This is a genomic window from Tolypothrix sp. PCC 7601 (assembly GCF_025677855.1).
GTDB lineage: Bacteria > Cyanobacteriota > Cyanobacteriia > Cyanobacteriales > Nostocaceae > Aulosira > Aulosira diplosiphon.
Window position 1 is genome coordinate 4,545,136 of the sequence record NZ_CP064879.1, and the last position, 18,781, is coordinate 4,563,916.

Annotated in this window: 14 protein-coding genes; 9 read left to right on the forward strand and 5 right to left on the reverse strand. The window is 41.2% G+C overall.

Annotated features, from left to right (window positions below):
- Positions 1-64: 64 nt before the first annotated feature.
- Positions 65-943 carry an NAD(P)-dependent oxidoreductase gene (locus HG267_RS18660; protein ID WP_045867753.1) on the forward strand — a complete coding sequence of 293 codons (879 nt, stop codon included), beginning with the start codon at positions 65-67 and terminating at the stop codon, positions 941-943.
- A 192-nt stretch (positions 944-1,135) separates the two neighbouring features.
- Positions 1,136-1,873 carry a Uma2 family endonuclease gene (locus HG267_RS18665; protein ID WP_045867752.1) on the forward strand — a complete coding sequence of 246 codons (738 nt, stop codon included), beginning with the start codon at positions 1,136-1,138 and terminating at the stop codon, positions 1,871-1,873.
- A 44-nt stretch (positions 1,874-1,917) separates the two neighbouring features.
- Here the strand turns inward: HG267_RS18665 and HG267_RS18670 are convergent, their stop codons facing one another.
- On the reverse strand, positions 1,918-3,411 hold the full coding sequence (locus tag HG267_RS18670; RefSeq protein ID WP_045867751.1) for an NACHT domain-containing protein: 1,494 nt from the start codon (positions 3,409-3,411) through the stop codon (positions 1,918-1,920).
- Positions 3,412-3,613: 202 nt separating this feature from the next.
- Here HG267_RS18670 and HG267_RS18675 point away from each other — a divergent pair, with 202 nt between their 5' ends.
- Together HG267_RS18675 and HG267_RS18680 are read left to right on the forward strand one after the other, a co-directional pair.
- Entirely contained in the window at positions 3,614-4,228 is a 615-nt protein-coding gene (locus HG267_RS18675; RefSeq protein ID WP_045867750.1) for a hypothetical protein, read from the forward strand.
- Positions 4,229-4,834: 606 nt separating this feature from the next.
- A complete protein-coding gene (locus tag HG267_RS18680) occupies positions 4,835-5,497 on the forward strand; it encodes an RES family NAD+ phosphorylase (RefSeq protein ID WP_045867749.1) in 663 nt (220 codons plus the stop codon).
- Positions 5,498-5,704: 207 nt separating this feature from the next.
- Here HG267_RS18680 and HG267_RS18685 read toward each other — a convergent pair whose 3' ends face one another.
- Entirely contained in the window at positions 5,705-6,889 is a 1,185-nt protein-coding gene (locus HG267_RS18685) for an RNA-guided endonuclease InsQ/TnpB family protein (protein ID WP_045867748.1), read from the reverse strand.
- Positions 6,890-6,993: 104 nt separating this feature from the next.
- Here HG267_RS18685 and tnpA point away from each other — a divergent pair, with 104 nt between their 5' ends.
- The 3 genes from tnpA to HG267_RS18700 all read left to right on the forward strand — a co-directional run bounded on the left by tnpA (position 6,994) and on the right by HG267_RS18700 (position 9,730).
- Positions 6,994-7,395 carry an IS200/IS605 family transposase gene (gene tnpA / locus HG267_RS18690; protein WP_045867747.1) on the forward strand — a complete coding sequence of 134 codons (402 nt, stop codon included), beginning with the start codon at positions 6,994-6,996 and terminating at the stop codon, positions 7,393-7,395.
- Positions 7,396-7,432: 37 nt separating this feature from the next.
- A complete protein-coding gene (locus tag HG267_RS18695; protein ID WP_045867746.1) occupies positions 7,433-8,350 on the forward strand; it encodes a hypothetical protein in 918 nt (305 codons plus the stop codon).
- 519 nt (positions 8,351-8,869) lie between these two features.
- Complete coding sequence (locus HG267_RS18700; RefSeq protein WP_228045496.1) at positions 8,870-9,730, forward strand: tetratricopeptide repeat protein; 861 nt, start codon at positions 8,870-8,872, stop codon at positions 9,728-9,730.
- A gap of 210 nt (positions 9,731-9,940) precedes the next feature.
- Here the strand turns inward: HG267_RS18700 and HG267_RS18705 are convergent, their stop codons facing one another.
- Entirely contained in the window at positions 9,941-10,339 is a 399-nt protein-coding gene (locus HG267_RS18705; RefSeq protein WP_045867745.1) for a response regulator, read from the reverse strand.
- Between the two features lie 225 nt (positions 10,340-10,564).
- Between HG267_RS18705 and gyrA the strand changes: the two genes are divergently transcribed.
- Both gyrA and HG267_RS18715 read left to right on the forward strand, forming a co-directional pair.
- Complete coding sequence (gene gyrA, locus HG267_RS18710) at positions 10,565-13,084, forward strand: DNA topoisomerase (ATP-hydrolyzing) subunit A (protein ID WP_045867744.1); 2,520 nt, start codon at positions 10,565-10,567, stop codon at positions 13,082-13,084.
- Between the two features lie 549 nt (positions 13,085-13,633).
- A complete protein-coding gene (locus HG267_RS18715) occupies positions 13,634-13,816 on the forward strand; it encodes a chlorophyll a/b-binding protein (RefSeq protein ID WP_045867743.1) in 183 nt (60 codons plus the stop codon).
- A gap of 158 nt (positions 13,817-13,974) precedes the next feature.
- Here the strand turns inward: HG267_RS18715 and rpoD are convergent, their stop codons facing one another.
- Both rpoD and gyrB read right to left on the reverse strand, forming a co-directional pair.
- Entirely contained in the window at positions 13,975-15,147 is a 1,173-nt protein-coding gene (gene rpoD, locus HG267_RS18720) for an RNA polymerase sigma factor RpoD (RefSeq protein ID WP_045867742.1), read from the reverse strand.
- Between the two features lie 1,566 nt (positions 15,148-16,713).
- A complete protein-coding gene (gene gyrB, locus HG267_RS18725) occupies positions 16,714-18,651 on the reverse strand; it encodes a DNA topoisomerase (ATP-hydrolyzing) subunit B (protein ID WP_045867741.1) in 1,938 nt (645 codons plus the stop codon).
- Between the last annotated feature and the right edge of the window lie 130 nt (positions 18,652-18,781).

The following is an 18,781-nucleotide window of genomic DNA, read 5'->3' on the forward strand; positions in this document are numbered from 1 at the left end:
CTGTTAGCTGTTAACTATTAACTGATAATGGAAACGCGATTGCTGTACCAAAGGAACGTAAACAATGAAGGTGGCATTTCTGGGAACTGGACTAATGGGACTACCGATGGCCCAAAGGCTATTAGCTGCAAATATAGAGTTAGTTGCCTATAACCGCACCCCAGAAAAATTAGCACCACTACAAGCAGCTGGTGCAGAAATTGCGACACATCCCCGCTATGCAATTCGTGCTGCTGATTGCATAATTCTCATGCTCACTAATGCTGCTGCTATTTATAGTGTCTTGCTTTCTGACACTTCCTGGCGGACTCTTTCAGGACGTACTGTTATCCAAATGGGGACAATTACACCCACAGAAAGCCAAGAAATTCGAGATGCGGTAGTGGCTGCTGGTGGCGAATATCTAGAGGCACCTGTTTTAGGTAGTATTCCAGAAGCACAAACAGGCAAACTCATTGTCATGGTAGGCGCTCGTGAAGATCAATTTCAGCGCTACTTAAATTTACTACAGAATTTTGGCCCGGAACCTCGATTAGTAGGCCCTGTAGGCGCTGCTGCGTCTGTCAAATTGGCACTTAATCAACTAATTGCTTCGCTGACAACTAGCTTTGCGTTGAGTTTAGCTTTTGTGCAGCGTCAGGGTATTGACGTAGAAAAATTCATGGAAATCCTGCGGGAAAGTGTACTTTACGCTCCTACTTTTGATAAAAAGCTGGCACGAATGTTAGATGGAAATTTTGCCAATCCCAATTTCCCCACTAAACATTTGTTGAAAGATACAGACTTATTTATCAATGAAGCTAAAACAGTTGAATTGGATGTTAGCAGTATTAAAGGTGTGCGGCAAATCTTACACTCAGCAATGAAAATGTCATTTGCTAATGATGATTATTCCGCTGTTTTTTACGCTATCAAAGCCTGGGAAGAAGGACGTTGGGAGTAGTAATTGAGCCAAAACTCTGAGGGGAATTAAAAATTAAATATAAAGAACTAAATGATGTCCGCTATCTGACTTATTGTTGATTGTATAGCGGCATCGCTGGTATTTTGGGGCAATTGAATACGAAAATTGAATACAGTGAAATGCGATCGCCTAAAATTGAACTATTGGGCAAACGACCATAATTAATGACCTATGGTAAAGTCTCAACCATATCATGCTCTGCCAACCAGCGCTGAACTGCCTTGTTCGGACGATATGCCAGTGGATAACGAGGATCAAAATTTTATTCCTAATTTACTACTGTTTCTCCTAGAGTCAATTTGGGCAAACAGGAATGACTGGTTTTTTGGGGTAGATATGGGTATTTACCACACAACCGGAGTGAGCCATCTAGTACCAGTAGTTCCCGATGGTTTTTTGAGCTTAGGAGTGCAACGGCGAAAAGCAAATACATCGCGCTCAAGCTATGTAGTTTGGGAAGAAGAAAACATTGTACCTAAGTTGGTTTTGGAAGTAGTTTCCAAAACACCCGGTGATGAATATGATAATAAGCTCAATATCTATGCCAAATTAGGTGTCCTGTACTACATTATCTACAATCCGCAGTACTGGCGACGCGACCAACATCAACCCTTTGAAATGTATAAATTGATTGATGGCGAATATCAACTGCAAATAGGCGAACCCTTTTGGATGGCAGAAATTGGATTGGGAATTGGGCGATCGCGTTACACTTCTGGCACAATTCAACGAGAGGCGTTGTATTGGTATGACGAAACAGGTACTCGTTACCCAACTGCAGAGGAAGTTGCTCAAGCCGAACGTCAACAGCGAGAACTAGCTCAACAACAGGCGCAAGCCGAACGTCAACAAAAAGAACGATTAGCAGCCAAGCTCAGAGAATTGGGAATCGATCCAGATAATATTTGATGAGATTGCGATCGCTCACCAACAAGTCAAAAGTTAAAACTACATCAAAAGTATCTTCTGTGTTTACCGGCTAAAAACTGCTGAAATGTAATATGAGAAAAAGAGTAAATTCTTTTTGCTCTCTCTACTAATAACCCATTCTGAGCTTGAATATACTTGAGAAGTGCTTCGCTATCAATTTCCGCTAAATTCAAATTTCTTTTACTATCAGATAAATTCTGAATATATTCACAAATCTGCTTCTCAATCGCTTCTTGTTTAAAAAAATACTCTCTTCTGTCCCAAGTATTTTGGGCAACTACACTTAATAATTCTTCGATTAGCTGTGTAGAAATTTGCTGATTACTTCCATTTTGTTGAATATAACGCTGCTCATTCCATTGTTTAATTAATATATTCAAGGCTTCTTGATAAATTTCTGATTGTTCAAAATCTGTGACTTCTGTAAAAAATAAGCATAAAAATGTAAGCAATAAAGGATTATTCGCTAACTCTTGCAGAGATTGATTTTCTTGCAGCTTGTGTAAAACATATTCTGCTTTTGTTGATGCTTCTTCCTGAAACCACTTGGTGACAAACTCAGACATCTGCTGCTCATCAAAATCAGCAATTTCTACTTCTGTAAACTGTTCAAAAATATATTTGCGTGCCGCAACTCTACAAGTAATTACAAAGCGATTGGTATAAAATCTGGTTGTAAACCTGTGAATATCTCTTACAACTCGTTCAAAATCTGCATCCTGAATTTCATCTAACCCATCCAATAAAACAAATGCTAAACCCTCTGTTAACAGATTTAGCACTGCGTTAGATATGGTAACCCCGCATTCTTCAAACTGTTCTGTGATGTACTCTAATAAGTTTGGTTGCTCCCTCGCCTCTGCAAAGTCTTTGAGATGAATAAAAATCGGGACGCGATCGCCTCTATACTCGCCTAAGTTACACTGAATGGCTAACCACTTTAAAAATATCGTTTTCCCGCTTCCCGGTTTCCCCAAAATCATCAATTTATCGTGGCTTTCTACGGCTTCTAAGGCTGGTCGGCGCGGTTGTTGTAAACTACCTAAGTTAAAGCAGTTATACTTCCCTGGCTCAAAATTTCGCGATATCTCCGCAATATCTAGCCGCCTGTATGCACTTACCCTCTGCCAAATATTGACTTGAGTGTAGATAGTATCCAACCTTCTTGGTTGTTCCATATCTAGCACCCGCATCACCCCACAACGCCTTTGAATACTGTCGTGGACTTTTTCGCGGAGGATCTGTACCAAACTTTGCATCTGACTAACGCTGGCTGGCTGTTCTACCTCCGGGAAGGATGAGGAGATGATAATTTCCTCCCAATTGAGATTCAGCTTTTCGCAAATTGTCACGAAGATATAGCGATCAACTGGTTTACCTTGAAAAAACTTGGTAACTGGCTGGCGGCTAATTCCCAGTTCTCCGGCTAACCCCTGCTGCGTCAAGGAATTACGAATTAAAGCAGCTTCGGCCTTACTAATTCCCTTAGCCGATGCTTGGAGCGATCGCCTAGTCATTACCTCTATCTCAAATGATTTTGTTAACTATATTACTACTTTTAAGTAAAATCATACATAAGTCATTCATAAGTCATACCTAAATCATGCTCAAGAATGATTGTAAATCATACATGAGAGTGCGAATCTAGAGATCTAGGTATTTGACATCTCTTACATGAAGAAGTGAATATTATGTTATGTGGTCGGCGAAGGAGGGATTATGAGCGGCATTAACGTCACGATTGACGCTCCTACCGGAAAATATGTGAAACAAGCACTAGAGCGCATCGCTAGAGAATTTCAGGATTATCTCAATTCCTTACAACCTGAGGAAATAAAATGTTTAGCTGAACGTTTAACGCCTACTAATATCAAGCCAAAGTATTCTCAAGCTGAAATCAACTTTGCTGCCAAGCTTGGTGCTGATCAAATCAGCAATGAGGAGCATAGTAAATTAGAACTGGCTGCTCTGACGAGAAATTTTAAATGGAGACAAGAACTACTTAAATCTTCATTAACGGCTCCACAAGTAGCCGATTTGTTGAACACGACCCGTCAGACACCACACGATCGCTTAAAAAAGAATAGTCTAATTGCCGTTCAAGATAACGGAGTTTGGAAATTTCCCACCTGGCAATTCGATCCGGAGGGGCCAGATGGAGTAATCGCTGGGCTACCTGATGTTTTAAAGGCTCTCAATGTTCCTGCTTTATCAAAAATTAGTTGGCTAACTAAACCCAACAGTGCTTTAAACGGGCTAACCCCCATCGAAGCTTTGAAGTTTGGGCAGATAGACGATGTAATTTCTGCTGCTAGGACTGTCGGAGTTTTATAGTCATCTTGCAATCAAAAAATGAGCATCAGAATCAATGCGGAGCAGTTGAGACGCTTTGACGTGGAGAATAGACTTCTTGCAGAAGTCGGGAAAAGGTCAAGGGGAAAGGGGGAAAGGTTTGGCATTTTCCCTTTCCCCTTTAACCTTTCTCCTTTTTCCGCACCTTCGCTATCTCTACCTCCGCGTCTGCTTTCTCAGCCTTTAAGTATAAATCTTGCCTAAAAATCATCTGAGTGGCTGACAAAAGTTACAGAGACTACACTTGAATAGATAAAAATGTCCGGAAATACGTAGCCAACTTTTGAATTTTTGTGTAGATGTAGTTTTAATGTACTAGTTTACAAAGGCAGTCAAAATCTGCAACTTCAATTGAAGGCTGTTCTCGCAGTGTCTCCGACAGGAGAAGCATAAAGCATAAAAGATGAAGTAAACCCTAGAAATAAATATGAGGCAACTCAGAACGGCGATAGGTTTGCTTTGATTTTCTTAATGGATAAATCCCAGCGAATCAGAGCAAACTTTTATTGTTGTTTCATCTTTCATCCTTTATACTTCTGCGGTCAAGTATTCCCATTTTGTCAGTTAACCAGATGAGGAGTAATCAAGGTGGTCAAACTCATTGTCCCGCCACCTCGCTTTGGCAGGCCAAAACCAAAATTTCATATTTTAAAAAAGGGCACGGAATTTTTTCGGATTTTTCGCACAGAATTTGGCACGACTGCGCTGACTTTTCGGGAGTGGGGGCCACTTTTTCGCTTCGATCACCATCGCGCTAACTATCCCAGTTTTTCCTACGAGCCATTGGATTACCAACCAGCCAATGACCAGGAACGCGGTATATACTACATTGCCCCAAAACTTTCGAGTTGTCTAGTGGAAGTTTTTGGTGATATTGGTTGTATTGAAATTACTGACCAGCTGATTGCGATTGTGACTGCGACACGAGATTTAAAATTACTCGATTTGCGCGGAAATGGTGCCATGCGCGCTGGTGCAAATGAAGCTACTCTCGCCAAGACAGAAAAGCGTGGTCTTAGCCAAGCTTGGTCACGTTATTTTTATGAGCAGCCAGAAATTTACTCCCAAATTCACGGGTTAATTTATTGCAATGCCCATAATAACGAAGATGCGATCGCTATTTATGAGCGTGCAGAGCATTTCTTCAGTTGTAGTCCAGACAATGTATTGCCGCTAAAACACGAGTTATTACGCGGGCCAATATTAAAAGCGGCAGATGAGAATAATTTAGAAGTAATTCCGTATTGGTAATTAAGGAAGTCAGCGCAAAATATCATTGGGCGGGAAAACTTGCCCTTTACGAAAAGTTATATGTCGCTATCATTAACTCAATGCTTACCAATGACAAAGCGCAAAGTCTGAGCGGAGGTTTCCTCCGCTCAGAACTTTGTAAGAGAGGACAAGTAACAAATGCCACCCCTTGCCAATTATGTTTAATTGCACTGCCCTTTGACATACTCACCGACGTAGAACGTCGGTGATTCTTGACGGCTCACAGCAACTAGCCACCGAAGTGGTCTTACAGTCGCTCCCCGTCCGTTTTAGGTCGTGCCGATGCCCCATGCCGACCTTTTCTATATTTCGGGATGCGTTTTCATCCCTATCCTGCTCAGTACCACAACTCAAGCAAAGTACTGAACGAACAGACAAATCAATCTTGCCCCAACGATACCCACAGCAAGAACAAGTTTGGCTAGTAGGTTCCCATCTACTAATTACTCTGAAATCCCGGTCAAATTTCTCGGACTTAGCCTCACAAAGAGTTCTAAATTCCCGCCACCCTTGCAGACTAATTACCCTAGATAGCCTACGGTTTTTGACCATTCCTGACACGTTTAAATCTTCCAAAAAGATTGTTTGGTTCTCACTAACTATTTTGGTTGATAGTTTATGTAAAAAATCTTTACGGGTATCCGCAATTTGATTGTGTTGTTTCGCAATTCTTATGCGAGTATTGTTTCTCCTTTTTGAGTCCTTTTGTTGTCGCGCTAACTTTCTCTGTAGTTTGCGAATCTTGCGGTCATGTTTTGAGTAGTTAGGGCTTAAAACTTTTTCTCCATTGCTCATTACAGCAAAAGTCTTCACGCCCAAATCAATACCTATGCTTTGGTTTTTGGCAATAGTAATATTGGGTTCGACTTCTACAACAAAGCTAAGAAAATAGCGGTTAGCACAATCCTTGATTACAGTAACCGAACTAGGTTCAGACGGTAATTCTCTCGACCAAATTGGTTTAATTGTCCCAATTTTAGCTATGTAAACCATCCCGTCTTTTATAGAAAACCCTGCTTTAGTAAACTCTGCTGATTGCGAGTTGGTTTTCTTCTTAAATCTAGGAACACCAACCTTTTTGCCCTTTCTCTTACTCTTAAGGGAATTGAAAAAGTTTTTGTAAGCTACATCTAAGTGTCTAAGAGACTGTTGTAATGGTACTGAAGAAACATCAGATAGCCACTTTCTTTCGTCAGTCTTTTTAGACTGGGTAAGCATTGCCGAGAGTTTATTGTATCCTGGCAATTTTTCAGATTGCTTACAGATAGCTAAAGCATCATTCCAGACAACCCGGACACAACCAAACAATGATCGCAAACTCTGTCGCTGTTGGTCTGTTGGATAGAATCTATATTGATACCTAGCTTTCATCTTTATGTTAAAATTGGTCTGTTAAAATATTCTACATTGGTGAGCAGCGCGTTGGGCGGGTTCCCCGACTTGTAGCGACTGCTCACCCGAAGGGTCGCTCAAAGATGACAAGTGGGTTAAGACATGAGAGACATAGCGTTTCAGACCTAAAAATACATTTGGTCTGCGTTTCTAAATATAGAAGAAAGATTTTTACCAATGAAAGTCTTGAACTAATCCACAAATCATTTGTAGAAGTAGCGAAAAAGATGGATTTTCAAATACTTGAGTTTAACGGAGAATCAGACCATATTCACACTGTAATTGAGTTTCCGCCTAAACTTTCAATATCTCAAATTGTTAATGCGTTAAAAGGTGTATCTAGTCGTAGATATGGTCAAGCTGGATTTCCTAAACCCTATGGCAAACAGGCTCTATGGAGTCCTAGTTATTTTGTGTCTTCTGTTGGGGGTGCGCCACTTGAAATCCTTAAGAAATACATCGAGAATCAAGAAAAGCCGTCGTAGGACTACGGGGTTTTAAACCCATTTTTCTGATAAAAATATGAATAGCAAATCAGATAAAGAACCTGGTAACAACCAGATTTCTCGGGAAGCGGTCGATTGGCTGCTAAAGCGAATTATTCACATCCCGAAAAACTGGTTAATTATTAGTAGTATTTTTATTCTCCTCAGCACTTTTCAAGTCAATGGTGGCGAAAAATTAACTTTTAAATTTCAAGTCACAAATACAACAGCTATTTTTTTAGCTCTAACTTGGTTACCTTCTATCCTCAAGATATTTGCATTAACTGGCGGAGCCGTGAAGACACCTGCAGGGGAAATTACTGGCTCTAGCATGATGCCAATGTTACAGTCATTAACTGGAGATACCTTAGGATATTTAATTGAGCAGACCAAGCTAGCAGAAGATGTTGCACCACCTCAACAGCAGCTAGAAATGCGGCAAATCCGTCATGAATGGCAGAAAGCCTACGCATCAACGGTTCCTGTATCAGAAGCCAGGCAACAAATTGAGCGTTTAAGTCAACGTTATAAGGAACTCAGGAGTTCCCTACCATCGGGAGCAAAACGCACATTTGAAATGGAGTCGATTGCAGGACGAATGCGGGCGCTGGCTCCGGAAGTGAATTTTTCTGCCGCAGAAGTAAATAATTTACTCAAATCTAACGACCAAGGTAAGCGCTTGCTAGGACTTTCAATCACTGAATGGTCGGGAGATGCAAATTATTTTTATGCAGTGCTGAGTATTATTAATAACTCAGAAACAGCATTTGAGCAGACTTGTGCATTGCGCGCAGTAGAAAAGATGGTATCCCGTCTCAACGAACAACAGGAACAAGACTTGTTGTCAGCACTGATACATCAACGCAATTTCAATGAAGCCCAAAAGTGCTGGATTAGACCTAACTCTAATCGTTGGGCATTGAGCGATCGCATCTTATCTCTGTTAGAAAAATAGGTATATTAGAATATCTTCCCTCATCAACAAGGGAACAGAAACTAGGGAACAGGATTTCCTATTTTCTGTTCCCTTGTTAATATATGCTCAAATTCAGGTGGAATTCTCCCTAGTAGTACGCCAAGTTGCCTTGGCGGGGAAAAGGGGAAAGGTTTTTGTCCCTTACCCTTTTCCCTTTAACCTTTACCCAACCTCCACCTAACATTTTTGGGTTGGCAGACTACTAGTGGTCTGTCTCATTAATTTTGTTAGGTTGTGGGTGTTCAGATCCCCGACTTCTTCAAGAAGTCGGGGATCTATCAGCCCTCATAACTAATGCGATGAACCACTAGATATACCTTTGAAAGATTGTCTAGTTTCTCGTCTGAGGCTATGAATATCTACCAACAGTCAAAGCCTCGTTGACTTTAACGACAAAATTTGCTTTTCGTCTAGAGCGCAGATCGTTTAAGCTAGCTGAAAGATTCTTTGGATTTATGGGTAAAAGGCGGTAAGAGTGTGCGTAAAAATTTTGGATTAATGTCTCTCCTGGTAGTCTGTAGTTTGTGGGGTATGCCAAAAGCAGCGCAAGCACAGGCTCTACTACCTCATACACTGCAATTAGATGCCAGCAAATTAGAAAAACAAGGTTTGAGCTTGGCACAAGAAGCAGCACAACTGAGTCAGTTTCAACAGTTTGAGTTAGCTTTGCCACGCGCTCGTTTGGCTAGTCAACTAGCTCCGAAAAATGATAAAGTTTGGTTTCTATTAGGTGGTTTGCATCTGCAAAATAAAGAGTTTGACGCGGCACTCGCAGCCTTGAAAAAGGCCCAAACTCTCAATCCCAAAAATGCCGACGTTTTATTTGCAATGGGTTCGGCTAATTTTCAGCAGAAAAAATATCAGTTAGCTGTTGCTAATTACCAAGCTGGTTTGAAGCTAAAACCTCAAGATGCAGACGCTTTGTTTGATTTGGGGAATGCTTATTACATGATGGGTCGCTTACCAGATGCGATCGCCCAATATAATAAAGCCGTCTCCTACGATCAAAAATTCTGGCCAGCAATTAACAACACTGGCTTAATTCAATACGAACAGGGCGATACCCAAAATGCCATCAAACAATGGCAAAAGGCTGTATCTTTAGATAAACAAGCCGCAGAACCCTTACTAGCGCTAGCTGTAGCCCTATATACTAAAGGCGATCGCCAACAAGGTTTAGCAATGGGAGAAGCTGCACTCCGCATTGATCAACGCTATGGTGATTTGGATTTTCTCAAGCAAAATCTTTGGGGTGAACGTCTACTATCTGATACCAAAAAGTTCCTCGAATTACCGAGGATTCAAGCAGCCCTACAGCAGCGGCAAAGCCCATTCAATTCCAGCCAAGAACCGCAATAGAAAAGGACTAATGGGCAATTAGTAATTGGAGCCGCTTTTACCCATTACCTCTTACTACTTGCCTAATGATGCCATTTTATAGTACATATATACTGTTTAATAGCAGGTAGCGCATTCCTGAAAAAGTCACCAATTCTAGAGTACTAGTACATCTATTAACAACAGTTCAACAGCCTGTAATCAGAGTCTTTTGACTGCTGTGTAGTCGTGCTAGTCTTTGGGTAGAAGTGCCAGTATCTGGTCAACAAAAAGTTGATGGTCAACCACAGGCTTAGAAATGTAGCCATCAGCACCGCTTTGTTTCAAAAAGTTTTCGCGATCGCCTTCCATAGCGTGAGCAGTTACCAGAATTACAGGTAAATTTGCTGTTTGCGGATCGGATTTCAACATTTGTGTAATCTTGATACCGTCAACAGATTTGCCCTGGTAAACACTCCGAGACAAAGATACATCCATTAAAATCAGGTCTGCATCTCCAGATTGGGCAATTTGTATTACCTCTTCCACATTTTCTGTATGCTTAACATCTAAGCCACCGCGCTTGGTCAAAATTTTGGAAAAAACGCGAGCATTAATGAGATCGTCTTCTACAATCAGAACAGTTTTCATGAGAACTTAACTTATAGGAATTTGGGGGATGAACATCTGGAAAACAGTTGTCTGCCTCCTTTTTAATCTTCAGTGTGTATCCCTGTCATCAAGGATAATACTACTGCTTCTTATCATTTGACTAACAATATTTAGTTAGAAATTGCTTTTCATCCGTTATGCTGTGGTTGTTGCAGCGTTAGTTTCCAGCGACTTTTGTGTAATTAAATTTCAGGGAAAAAGCTCATGGCAAAACAGTTAAACCTTCTCTCCACGGGACAGGTAATCACAACAGCCCTGCACACAGAGATGCAACGGTCTTACCTAGAATATGCCATGAGCGTAATTGTCGGGAGAGCGTTACCTGATGTGCGTGATGGCTTAAAGCCAGTACATCGCCGGATTTTGTATGCGATGCACGAACTGGGTTTGACACCAGATAGGCCATATCGGAAATGTGCCCGTGTGGTGGGGGATGTGCTTGGTAAATACCATCCCCACGGTGACCAATCAGTTTATGATGCCTTAGTTAGGTTAGTGCAGGATTTTTCCAGCCGCTATCCCTTACTAGCAGGACATGGTAACTTTGGCAGCGTTGACAATGACCCGCCAGCAGCGATGCGTTATACAGAAACCCGCCTCGCAGCCATTGGCCATGAGGGAATGCTGACGGAAATTGGCGATGAAACTGTCGAATTTATCGGCAATTTCGATAATTCTCAACAAGAACCCACAGTATTACCTGCACAGTTACCCTTCCTACTCCTGAATGGCTGCTCTGGAATTGCGGTAGGGATGGCGACAAATATTCCACCACACAATTTAGGGGAAGTAGTTGATGGATTAATCGCCTTAATCGATCAGCCAGATTTATCGGATGAAAAATTATTCGAGTTAATTCCCGGGCCAGATTTTCCCACAGGTGGAGAAATTATTGGTTCAACCGGAATTCGGGAAGCCTACACCACAGGTAAAGGTGGGATTGTGTTGCGGGGTGTAGCGCAATTAGAAGAAATCGCACCCGCAAGGGGAAGCAAAAGGCGAACAGCAATTATCATCACAGAACTACCTTATCAGGTAAATAAAGCCGCCTGGATTGAAAAAGTTGCAGAATTGGTGAATCAAGGACGCTTGCAAGGAATTTCGGATATTCGCGACGAAAGCGATCGCGAAGGTATGCGCGTGGTAATTGAACTCAAACGCGATATTAATCCCCAAGAAATCCTCCAGCATTTGTATCACCAAACTGCCTTACAAACCAATTTTGGGGCGATTCTCTTGGCTTTAGTAGATGGACAACCCCGCCAATTAAGCCTGCGTCAGTTATTACTAGAATTCTTAAGTTTCCGCGAGCAGACACTTTCCCGCCGCTATAGCTACGAGTTGGGGAAAGCGGAAAATCGGTTGCATTTAGTGGAAGGTTTACTCTTAGCTTTATCCAATGTTGATACGGTAATTGAAATTTTGCGCCAAGCACCCGACGGTAGCACCGCAAAAATTACTTTATGTAGCCAACTAAATTTAAGTGAAGTCCAAGCAGATGCAATTTTAGCTATGCCATTGCGTCGCTTAACAAGTTTAGAACAGCAGAATTTACAACAGGAGTTTGAGCAACTCACACAACAAATAAATTTATTACGCATCTTACTGAGCGATCGCAAAGAATTACTCAAGGCGTTAAAAAAAGATTTGCGATCGCTCAAGCGTAAATACAGCGATCCCCGTCGAACTAAGCTAGTCAACTTGAGTGCTGAGGAAATCAAAAAACAAGGAGAAACTCAGAGCAAAAAATCAGGCGATCGCGACTCGGAAAATCTTAAAGTTAGCTCGGAAATTCTTAAATCAGAAGTTCCCGCCGAAGAAGCAATTTTAGAGTTCACTCACCGGGGATATGTCCGCCGCATTGCAGTTAACGGTAAAAAACCAAAAACAGACAATGGTCTGAATGATAACGACTTTATTATCCAAACTCAAACAACTGATACAGATAAAGAGTTGTTGGTACTTACTAGCGGCGCGAAAGTTTACCCAGTTAGAGTAGGCGATATCCCTGCAATTACAGGGCGTTCCCCCAAGGGTACACCACTGATTACCCTGCTCTCTAATACAGCCCAAGGTACTCAAGAAGGGGTAATTAATCGCTTGTTGTTACCAGACAATGTGGAAAACACTCAGATGATTCTCCTCACAAAGCAGGGGCGAATTAAGCGCCTGGCGTTAGAAGAATTGAGCAACCTGACTCGTCGAGTCACAATTTTAAAACTGAAAGACGATGATGAACTGATATATAGCCAATTAATTACTACAGGCAAACATCTGATTGTTGCTAGTTCCAGCGGACGGCTGTTGCGATTCGCTGTTAATGACGAACAACTGCCCATTATGGGACGTGCGGCTATGGGATTACAAGCATTACGGATGTTAAGACAACAGCAGATGGTGGGCTGTGGTGTTGTCAGCGGCCAAGAAGAGTTATTACTAGTGACTCAAGAAGGATACGCTAAACGTCTCACTGCTAATCAGTTAAAAGCTGCTAATCGCGGCGATTTAGGCACGCAAGCCTTGAAATTCACTAACAAAACCGATAACTTAGCCGCAATGCTGGTGGCGATCGCCTCTGGGGAAGTAGCGTTACTCACCAATAAAGAACGGATAGTGCGACTACCTCTAGAAACCGTACCTTTTGCTGATCGAGATAGCAAAGGCCAAAGCGTCCTGCAACTCAACCGCGATGAGAAAATCATCAGTGTTGTGGAAGTGCGTTAGTCAACAAAGCAAAATCTTATTGTGCGATCGCAGGTAGTCAGGACTTTAGTCCTGATTTGTTCGCATTTCTGAGACTATAAATATGAATAAATATTAACATTTCTGAGAATCAGACTAATAGTAAATTGGCAAAAAAATGTGCCAGGTACTTGATAGAGACGTAAAATATAAAGTCTTTATCGATAGTACCTGAATTGTCATAATTTTTTCAAATTGAGCAATTTCTGCAATCCAGGTAGAATAGTTGCAAAACTATTTCAATAAATTATCACTTTATTCGCAGTAAATTCATGAGAATTCAGCCTCTAGCTTGAGGAAAAGCAATTTTTGAACTTTATCTGAGTATAATTACTCTCTCATCTCGCTAGGAGTTCAAACCTGCTTCTACCTCTAAAGATAGAGATTTTAGTCTCTAAATATTAGTCAGTGTTTTCTGCGTCAAGTTTTAGCAATAAAACTACAAACATATCCTTGCAATTATGAAAATCATTGTTATATTAGTTTACATAACCACATAAATCTTTTTATAGTCTCTTTGGAGTACCTACCATGACAAACGCAACCAAAACCCTATCTGCACCTGTAGTAGAAGATCGCAACTCTTGGCGTTGGGGCTTTACCCCCCAAGCAGAAATTTGGAACGGTCGTTTAGCAATGATCGGCTTCTTAGCAGCAGCTTTAATTGAGCTGTTATCTGGGAAAGGCTTTCTGCACTTCTGGGGTATTCTCTAATACCAATCTTTTATTTGCTATCAATCTTAAAATACAAAATTAGGTATAAATAAAAAACCTGGGAATTTATAAATTCCCAGGTTTTTTAATTTTTGTTCCTTGTCCTTGGTCATCAGTCATTTGCTAATAGCTAATGACTAAGAACTCAAGATTAATCACTAACGGATATATTCTTTAAGAACACTGTTGCGATTTGGGTGGCGTAACTTGCGGAGTGCTTTGGCTTCAATTTGACGAATGCGTTCGCGAGTCACATTGAAAATTTGGCCAATTTCCTCTAAGGTTTTCATCCGGCCATCATCCAAACCGTAACGTAATCTGAGAACATCTCTTTCGCGAGGGCTGAGGCTGTCGAGGACTTTTTCTAAATCTTCACGCAGCAGATTTTTAGAAACTTGGTCTTCTGGAGTTTCGCCATCAGATTCAATAAAATCACCTAAGCGAGAATCTTCTTCTTTCCCAATAGGTGTTTCTAAAGAAATAGGCAATTGGGCAGATTTAGCAATAAACCTTAGCTTCTCAATTGTCATTTCCATACGAGTCGCAATTTCTTCTTCAGTTGGTTTGCGACCCATTTCTTGAGAAAGTAGCTTAGTGGTTTTCTTGATGCGGGAGATGGTTTCGTAGAGGTGAACTGGAAGACGAATAGTGCGGGATTGATCGGCGATCGCTCTGGTAATTGCTTGACGAATCCACCATGTAGCGTAGGTAGAAAACTTATAACCTTTTTCATGGTCAAATTTTTCTGCGGCGCGAATCAAGCCTAGGCTACCTTCTTGAATTAAATCTTGGAAGGATAAACCACGATTCATGTATTTCTTAGCAATTGAAACTACAAGGCGGAGGTTAGATTGCACCATCTTATCTTTTGCCCTGCGACCAACATGCAAACGGTAGCGAAATGCTGGCAAGGGTAGTTGTACAGCTTCTGCCCATTCGCTATCGCGAGGATCGCGTTCCAACTGTTCCGAAAGCCTTTCCCGTATTCTTTCTAATTCCAGTAAATCAGCAATTTTACGTGCCAATTCAATTTCTTCATCTGCCCGCAACAGACGAATGCGACCAATTTCTTGCAAGTAAAGGCGAATAGAATCTTCGGTATAGTGCTTTTTCTTGCTTTGTGTCCGACGACGCGATTTAGCGGCTTTTCCAGACTTTGCGTCGTCCTCATCAGACTGAGGCTCTAAAAAATCATCAATGTCGCCATCATCAGTTATCAGCAAGTCCTCTTCATCTTCTATTAAGAGTTCTTCTAACTCGAGCTCAGGCTGATTCATTATTTCTAGGTCAGGCTGATATATGCTTTCGAGTACGTTGTTAGCCTGGTTCATGCCGCGTTCCTCATGCTCCTTGCAGAATCAATTACTCAAGATGTGTGTATTGCTCTTTTATTAAGATATTAAGAGCTAGTTGCCACCGAAAATATTTTTTTGGCCAAGTTGCCTGAGATATTTTCGGAAATTTTAGATCTCCTATTGGAGAGTTTATTACTAAGTGTGGAAATCGCTGTTGTAGCTAACTTACTCACACAAGTAAAGGCTATGCGTAATTATTAGCGCATATTACTTTTAACTAACTTGTCTAAAAAAAGACATGTCTTGATAAAAAAATTTACCACTACAGTTAAATAAACATAACTGTTGATAGATTTTTTCCGTAAAGACTGTTCCGATTGTAGCCTGTTTCACAGAAATTGCACTCTTTTTGTGTGTTAATCTTGTAGTCCTTAAGGCAGGTAAAGCCACTATTATCAAAAACAACTTCCAAACGGTAGTCATGCCCTTAAATCTTTTTTGAAACTTTTTCCAATTGCAGTGGCATTGTCATTAGATTAAGACTTAAGTATCCCTGCCCATGCACGATTCCAAGTACAATGCACAACATTTATTACTTAGAAACAGCGCATTTTATATTAACTCAAGCGAGTAGCTTTAGCGCACGTATTTTTACATTTCCTTCATAAAGCAGTAAATCCGTGAAGCTAAGGCGGAAATTCCCGCTAGGTAGATACAGCTAATATGCTGGTGTTTGTCTGTAGGGAATCTTTATTTTGTGTGCTAATTACCTAAACTGAGGAGTTGAGGTAATGACAGAACCAACCTGATGTTTCAAATGAAATTGAAATAAAGTTGGTCTTATTCACACGTTAGCGCACTCCGAAGATTTCAGCCCTATGAAACTTGACAAACTTTTCCTATTGTATACAACGATATTTTAATCAATTCATAAAGGATTTGACATTACTGATGAACATTAATTTTCCTACTGAAACTAAATAGTTTAAAGAAGGGGTTATACACCTACTTGGAAAACCGCTTAAGTAAAATATTTGTAATTTTTAATACTCATTACTACAGTAGTTTAGAAGTTCTCTTGTTAACCAGGAATATTGCAGCTGCTGAACAAATCCCTTAGCGGATATGAAATAGCGCTTTGCTATTCAAGGATAGCAAATACATTTCTGAGTGGGGCAAAATTTACTGATACTCAATAAAGCAAGACATTTGTACCTTCCTTATTTGAAATATTGATGAAGTTAACAAACTTGCCAATGCTTAACTACTGAGAATAAAAGATATAGCTTGACAAACAAAACTTTCCATGTAATGTAAAGTTTCCGTGAATTTTATTATTTTTGTGATTAAAGTTTATGTATTTTATCAACTATTCTCATCATTAACTATATAGCTTTTGGATGCGTACTATACGGAAAAAACCTGAGAGTAACTATAAAGGCGCGATCAACGCGCCTGGCAATGTGGTTTATTAACCTATAAGACTGAAAAAGTGCAATAAGTTAATAAACAAAATTGCACTTGATTTTTCCTGCTTGGTACTCAAGAGTTCAAATTTCCGGCAACTTTAACTCTTGAATAGCTGATTCACGTCACAACTTATTAGATATCTAGATCCGTTAAATTCAGTTTAGAACCATAGGTTTCGATAAATTCTCGTCGGGGTGCGACGCGATCGCCCATTAAAATTGTGAAAATGCGATCGGCTTCAGCCGCATCCTCAATCTCGACTTGTTTCATTTTGCGGGTTTCTGGGTTCATAGTGGTTGTCCAGAGTTGTTCTGGCATCATTTCTCCCAACCCTTTAAACCGTTGGATAGTGTAGTTGGCATTGCTAGGAAAGGCAGCAATCTTTTGTTGTAATTCGCGATCGCTATAGCAATACTCGTGATTACGTCCTCTTTCTAATTTATAAAGCGGAGGACAAGCAATATAAATGAAGCCCTGCTCAATTAACGCTCGCTGATACCGATAGAAAAATGTTAACAATAGTGTACGGATATGCGCTCCATCCACGTCAGCGTCAGTCATAATTACTATGCGATGATAGCGCAATTGCGAAGCATCGAATTCTTCACCTTTGACACCTAAACCTAGTGCTGTAATTAATGCTTGGACTTCATTATTTTTATAAATTTTGGAGTCGTCAGTTTTCTCAATATTGAGGATTTTACCGCGTAGGGGAAGGATAGCTTGGGTACGGCGATCGCGTCCTTGTTTAGCACTACCACCTGCAGAATCGCCTTCTACAATATAAATTTCCGATTCGCTGGGGTCGCGAGAACTGCAATCTGCCAATTTACCAGGCAACGGAGAGGATTCTAGCACCGATTTGCGGCGCACTAACTCCCGCGCATGACGAGCAGCTTCGGCGGCTTTAAAGGCTTGGATAGCTTTATCTAAAACTGCATCAGCTACACCAGGGTGAAATTCGAGATATTCGGTGAGGACTTCCCCAACCAAAGAATCCACAATCCCGCGAACTTCCGTATTACCCAGCTTAGTTTTGGTTTGTCCTTCAAATTCAGGATCGGGGACTTTGACGGAAATTACTGCTGTCAGTCCTTCCCGCACATGTTCACCACTCAGATTGGCTTCATTTTCTTTAATTTTGTTACGCTTGCGCGCGATCGCATTGAGTGTCCGTGTCAGAACTGCCTTTAAGCCTTCTAAATGCGTACCACCATCAACTGTACGAATATTATTAGCAAACCCTAGAACATTATCTGTATAAGCATCAGTACACCACTGCAAAGCTACTTCTACTTGAACATTATTGCGTTCACCCTGCACATAAATAATTTCTTCATGCAGAGGCTGCTTCTCGCGGTTCATGTAGGCAATATATTCTTTGATCCCGCCCTTATATTCGTAGGTTTCTACCTTGGGAGTATCGCTTTTGAGTAATTCCAGGCGGTTGTCAGTAAATGTAATTTTGACACCTGCATTTAAATAAGCTAGCTCCCGCAAGCGACCCGCTAAAGTAATGTAATCAAACTCAATGCCTGTAGTGAAGATTTGAGTATCAGGCTTGAAGGTAACAGAAGTTCCGGTTCTCGCTTCCTTGTAAGCCTTGGTTTGCAGTTCAGAAGCTGGAACACCTCGTTCATAACGCTGGAGATGAACCTTTTTATCCCGCCAAACTGTCACCTCAACAAACTCAGACAGGGCGTTAACTACAGAAATCCCTACCCCGTGCAAACCTCCAGAAACTTTGTAGCCGCCACCGCCAAACTTACCCCCGGCGTGTAACACTGTCAACACAGTTTCCAAAGCTGATTTTCCGGTTTTTGGGTGAATATCAGTAGGAATACCCCGCCCATCATCTGTTACAGTAACAGAGCCGTCAGCGTTGATATCCACTTCCACATGAGTGCAATAACCAGCTAAAGCCTCATCAACCGAGTTATCCACCACCTCGTAAACTAAATGATGGAGTCCCCGCGGGCCAGTGGAACCGATGTACATACCTGGTCGTTTGCGGACGGCTTCCAGACCTTCCAGAACTTGAATCTGATCGGCACTGTAACTGCTCGTCATGAAAATTCTCCTGATGCGTGGGGTTGAAAATCGCCAAAAGGCTAAAAAAGTCAAATCACTCCAAAATTCTAACACATCAGCCTTGCTAGCGTCTGTAGGGCAATTTTGTGGGAGGTTTATACAGGGGCTG

Bases quoted from the DNA above. Each gene is read 5' to 3' on its own strand.
- HG267_RS18660 (WP_045867753.1), top strand. From the start codon at position 65: ATGAAGGTGGCATTTCTGGGAACTGGACTAATGGGACTACCGATGGCC.
- HG267_RS18665 (WP_045867752.1), top strand. From the start codon at position 1,136: ATGGTAAAGTCTCAACCATATCATGCTCTGCCAACCAGCGCTGAACTG.
- HG267_RS18670 (WP_045867751.1), bottom strand. From the start codon at position 3,411: ATGACTAGGCGATCGCTCCAAGCATCGGCTAAGGGAATTAGTAAGGCC.
- HG267_RS18675 (WP_045867750.1), top strand. From the start codon at position 3,614: ATGAGCGGCATTAACGTCACGATTGACGCTCCTACCGGAAAATATGTG.
- HG267_RS18685 (WP_045867748.1), bottom strand. From the start codon at position 6,889: ATGAAAGCTAGGTATCAATATAGATTCTATCCAACAGACCAACAGCGA.
- tnpA (WP_045867747.1), top strand. From the start codon at position 6,994: ATGACAAGTGGGTTAAGACATGAGAGACATAGCGTTTCAGACCTAAAA.
- HG267_RS18695 (WP_045867746.1), top strand. From the start codon at position 7,433: ATGAATAGCAAATCAGATAAAGAACCTGGTAACAACCAGATTTCTCGG.
- HG267_RS18700 (WP_228045496.1), top strand. From the start codon at position 8,870: ATGTCTCTCCTGGTAGTCTGTAGTTTGTGGGGTATGCCAAAAGCAGCG.
- HG267_RS18705 (WP_045867745.1), bottom strand. From the start codon at position 10,339: ATGAAAACTGTTCTGATTGTAGAAGACGATCTCATTAATGCTCGCGTT.
- gyrA (WP_045867744.1), top strand. From the start codon at position 10,565: ATGGCAAAACAGTTAAACCTTCTCTCCACGGGACAGGTAATCACAACA.
- HG267_RS18715 (WP_045867743.1), top strand. From the start codon at position 13,634: ATGACAAACGCAACCAAAACCCTATCTGCACCTGTAGTAGAAGATCGC.
- rpoD (WP_045867742.1), bottom strand. From the start codon at position 15,147: ATGAACCAGGCTAACAACGTACTCGAAAGCATATATCAGCCTGACCTA.
- gyrB (WP_045867741.1), bottom strand. From the start codon at position 18,651: ATGACGAGCAGTTACAGTGCCGATCAGATTCAAGTTCTGGAAGGTCTG.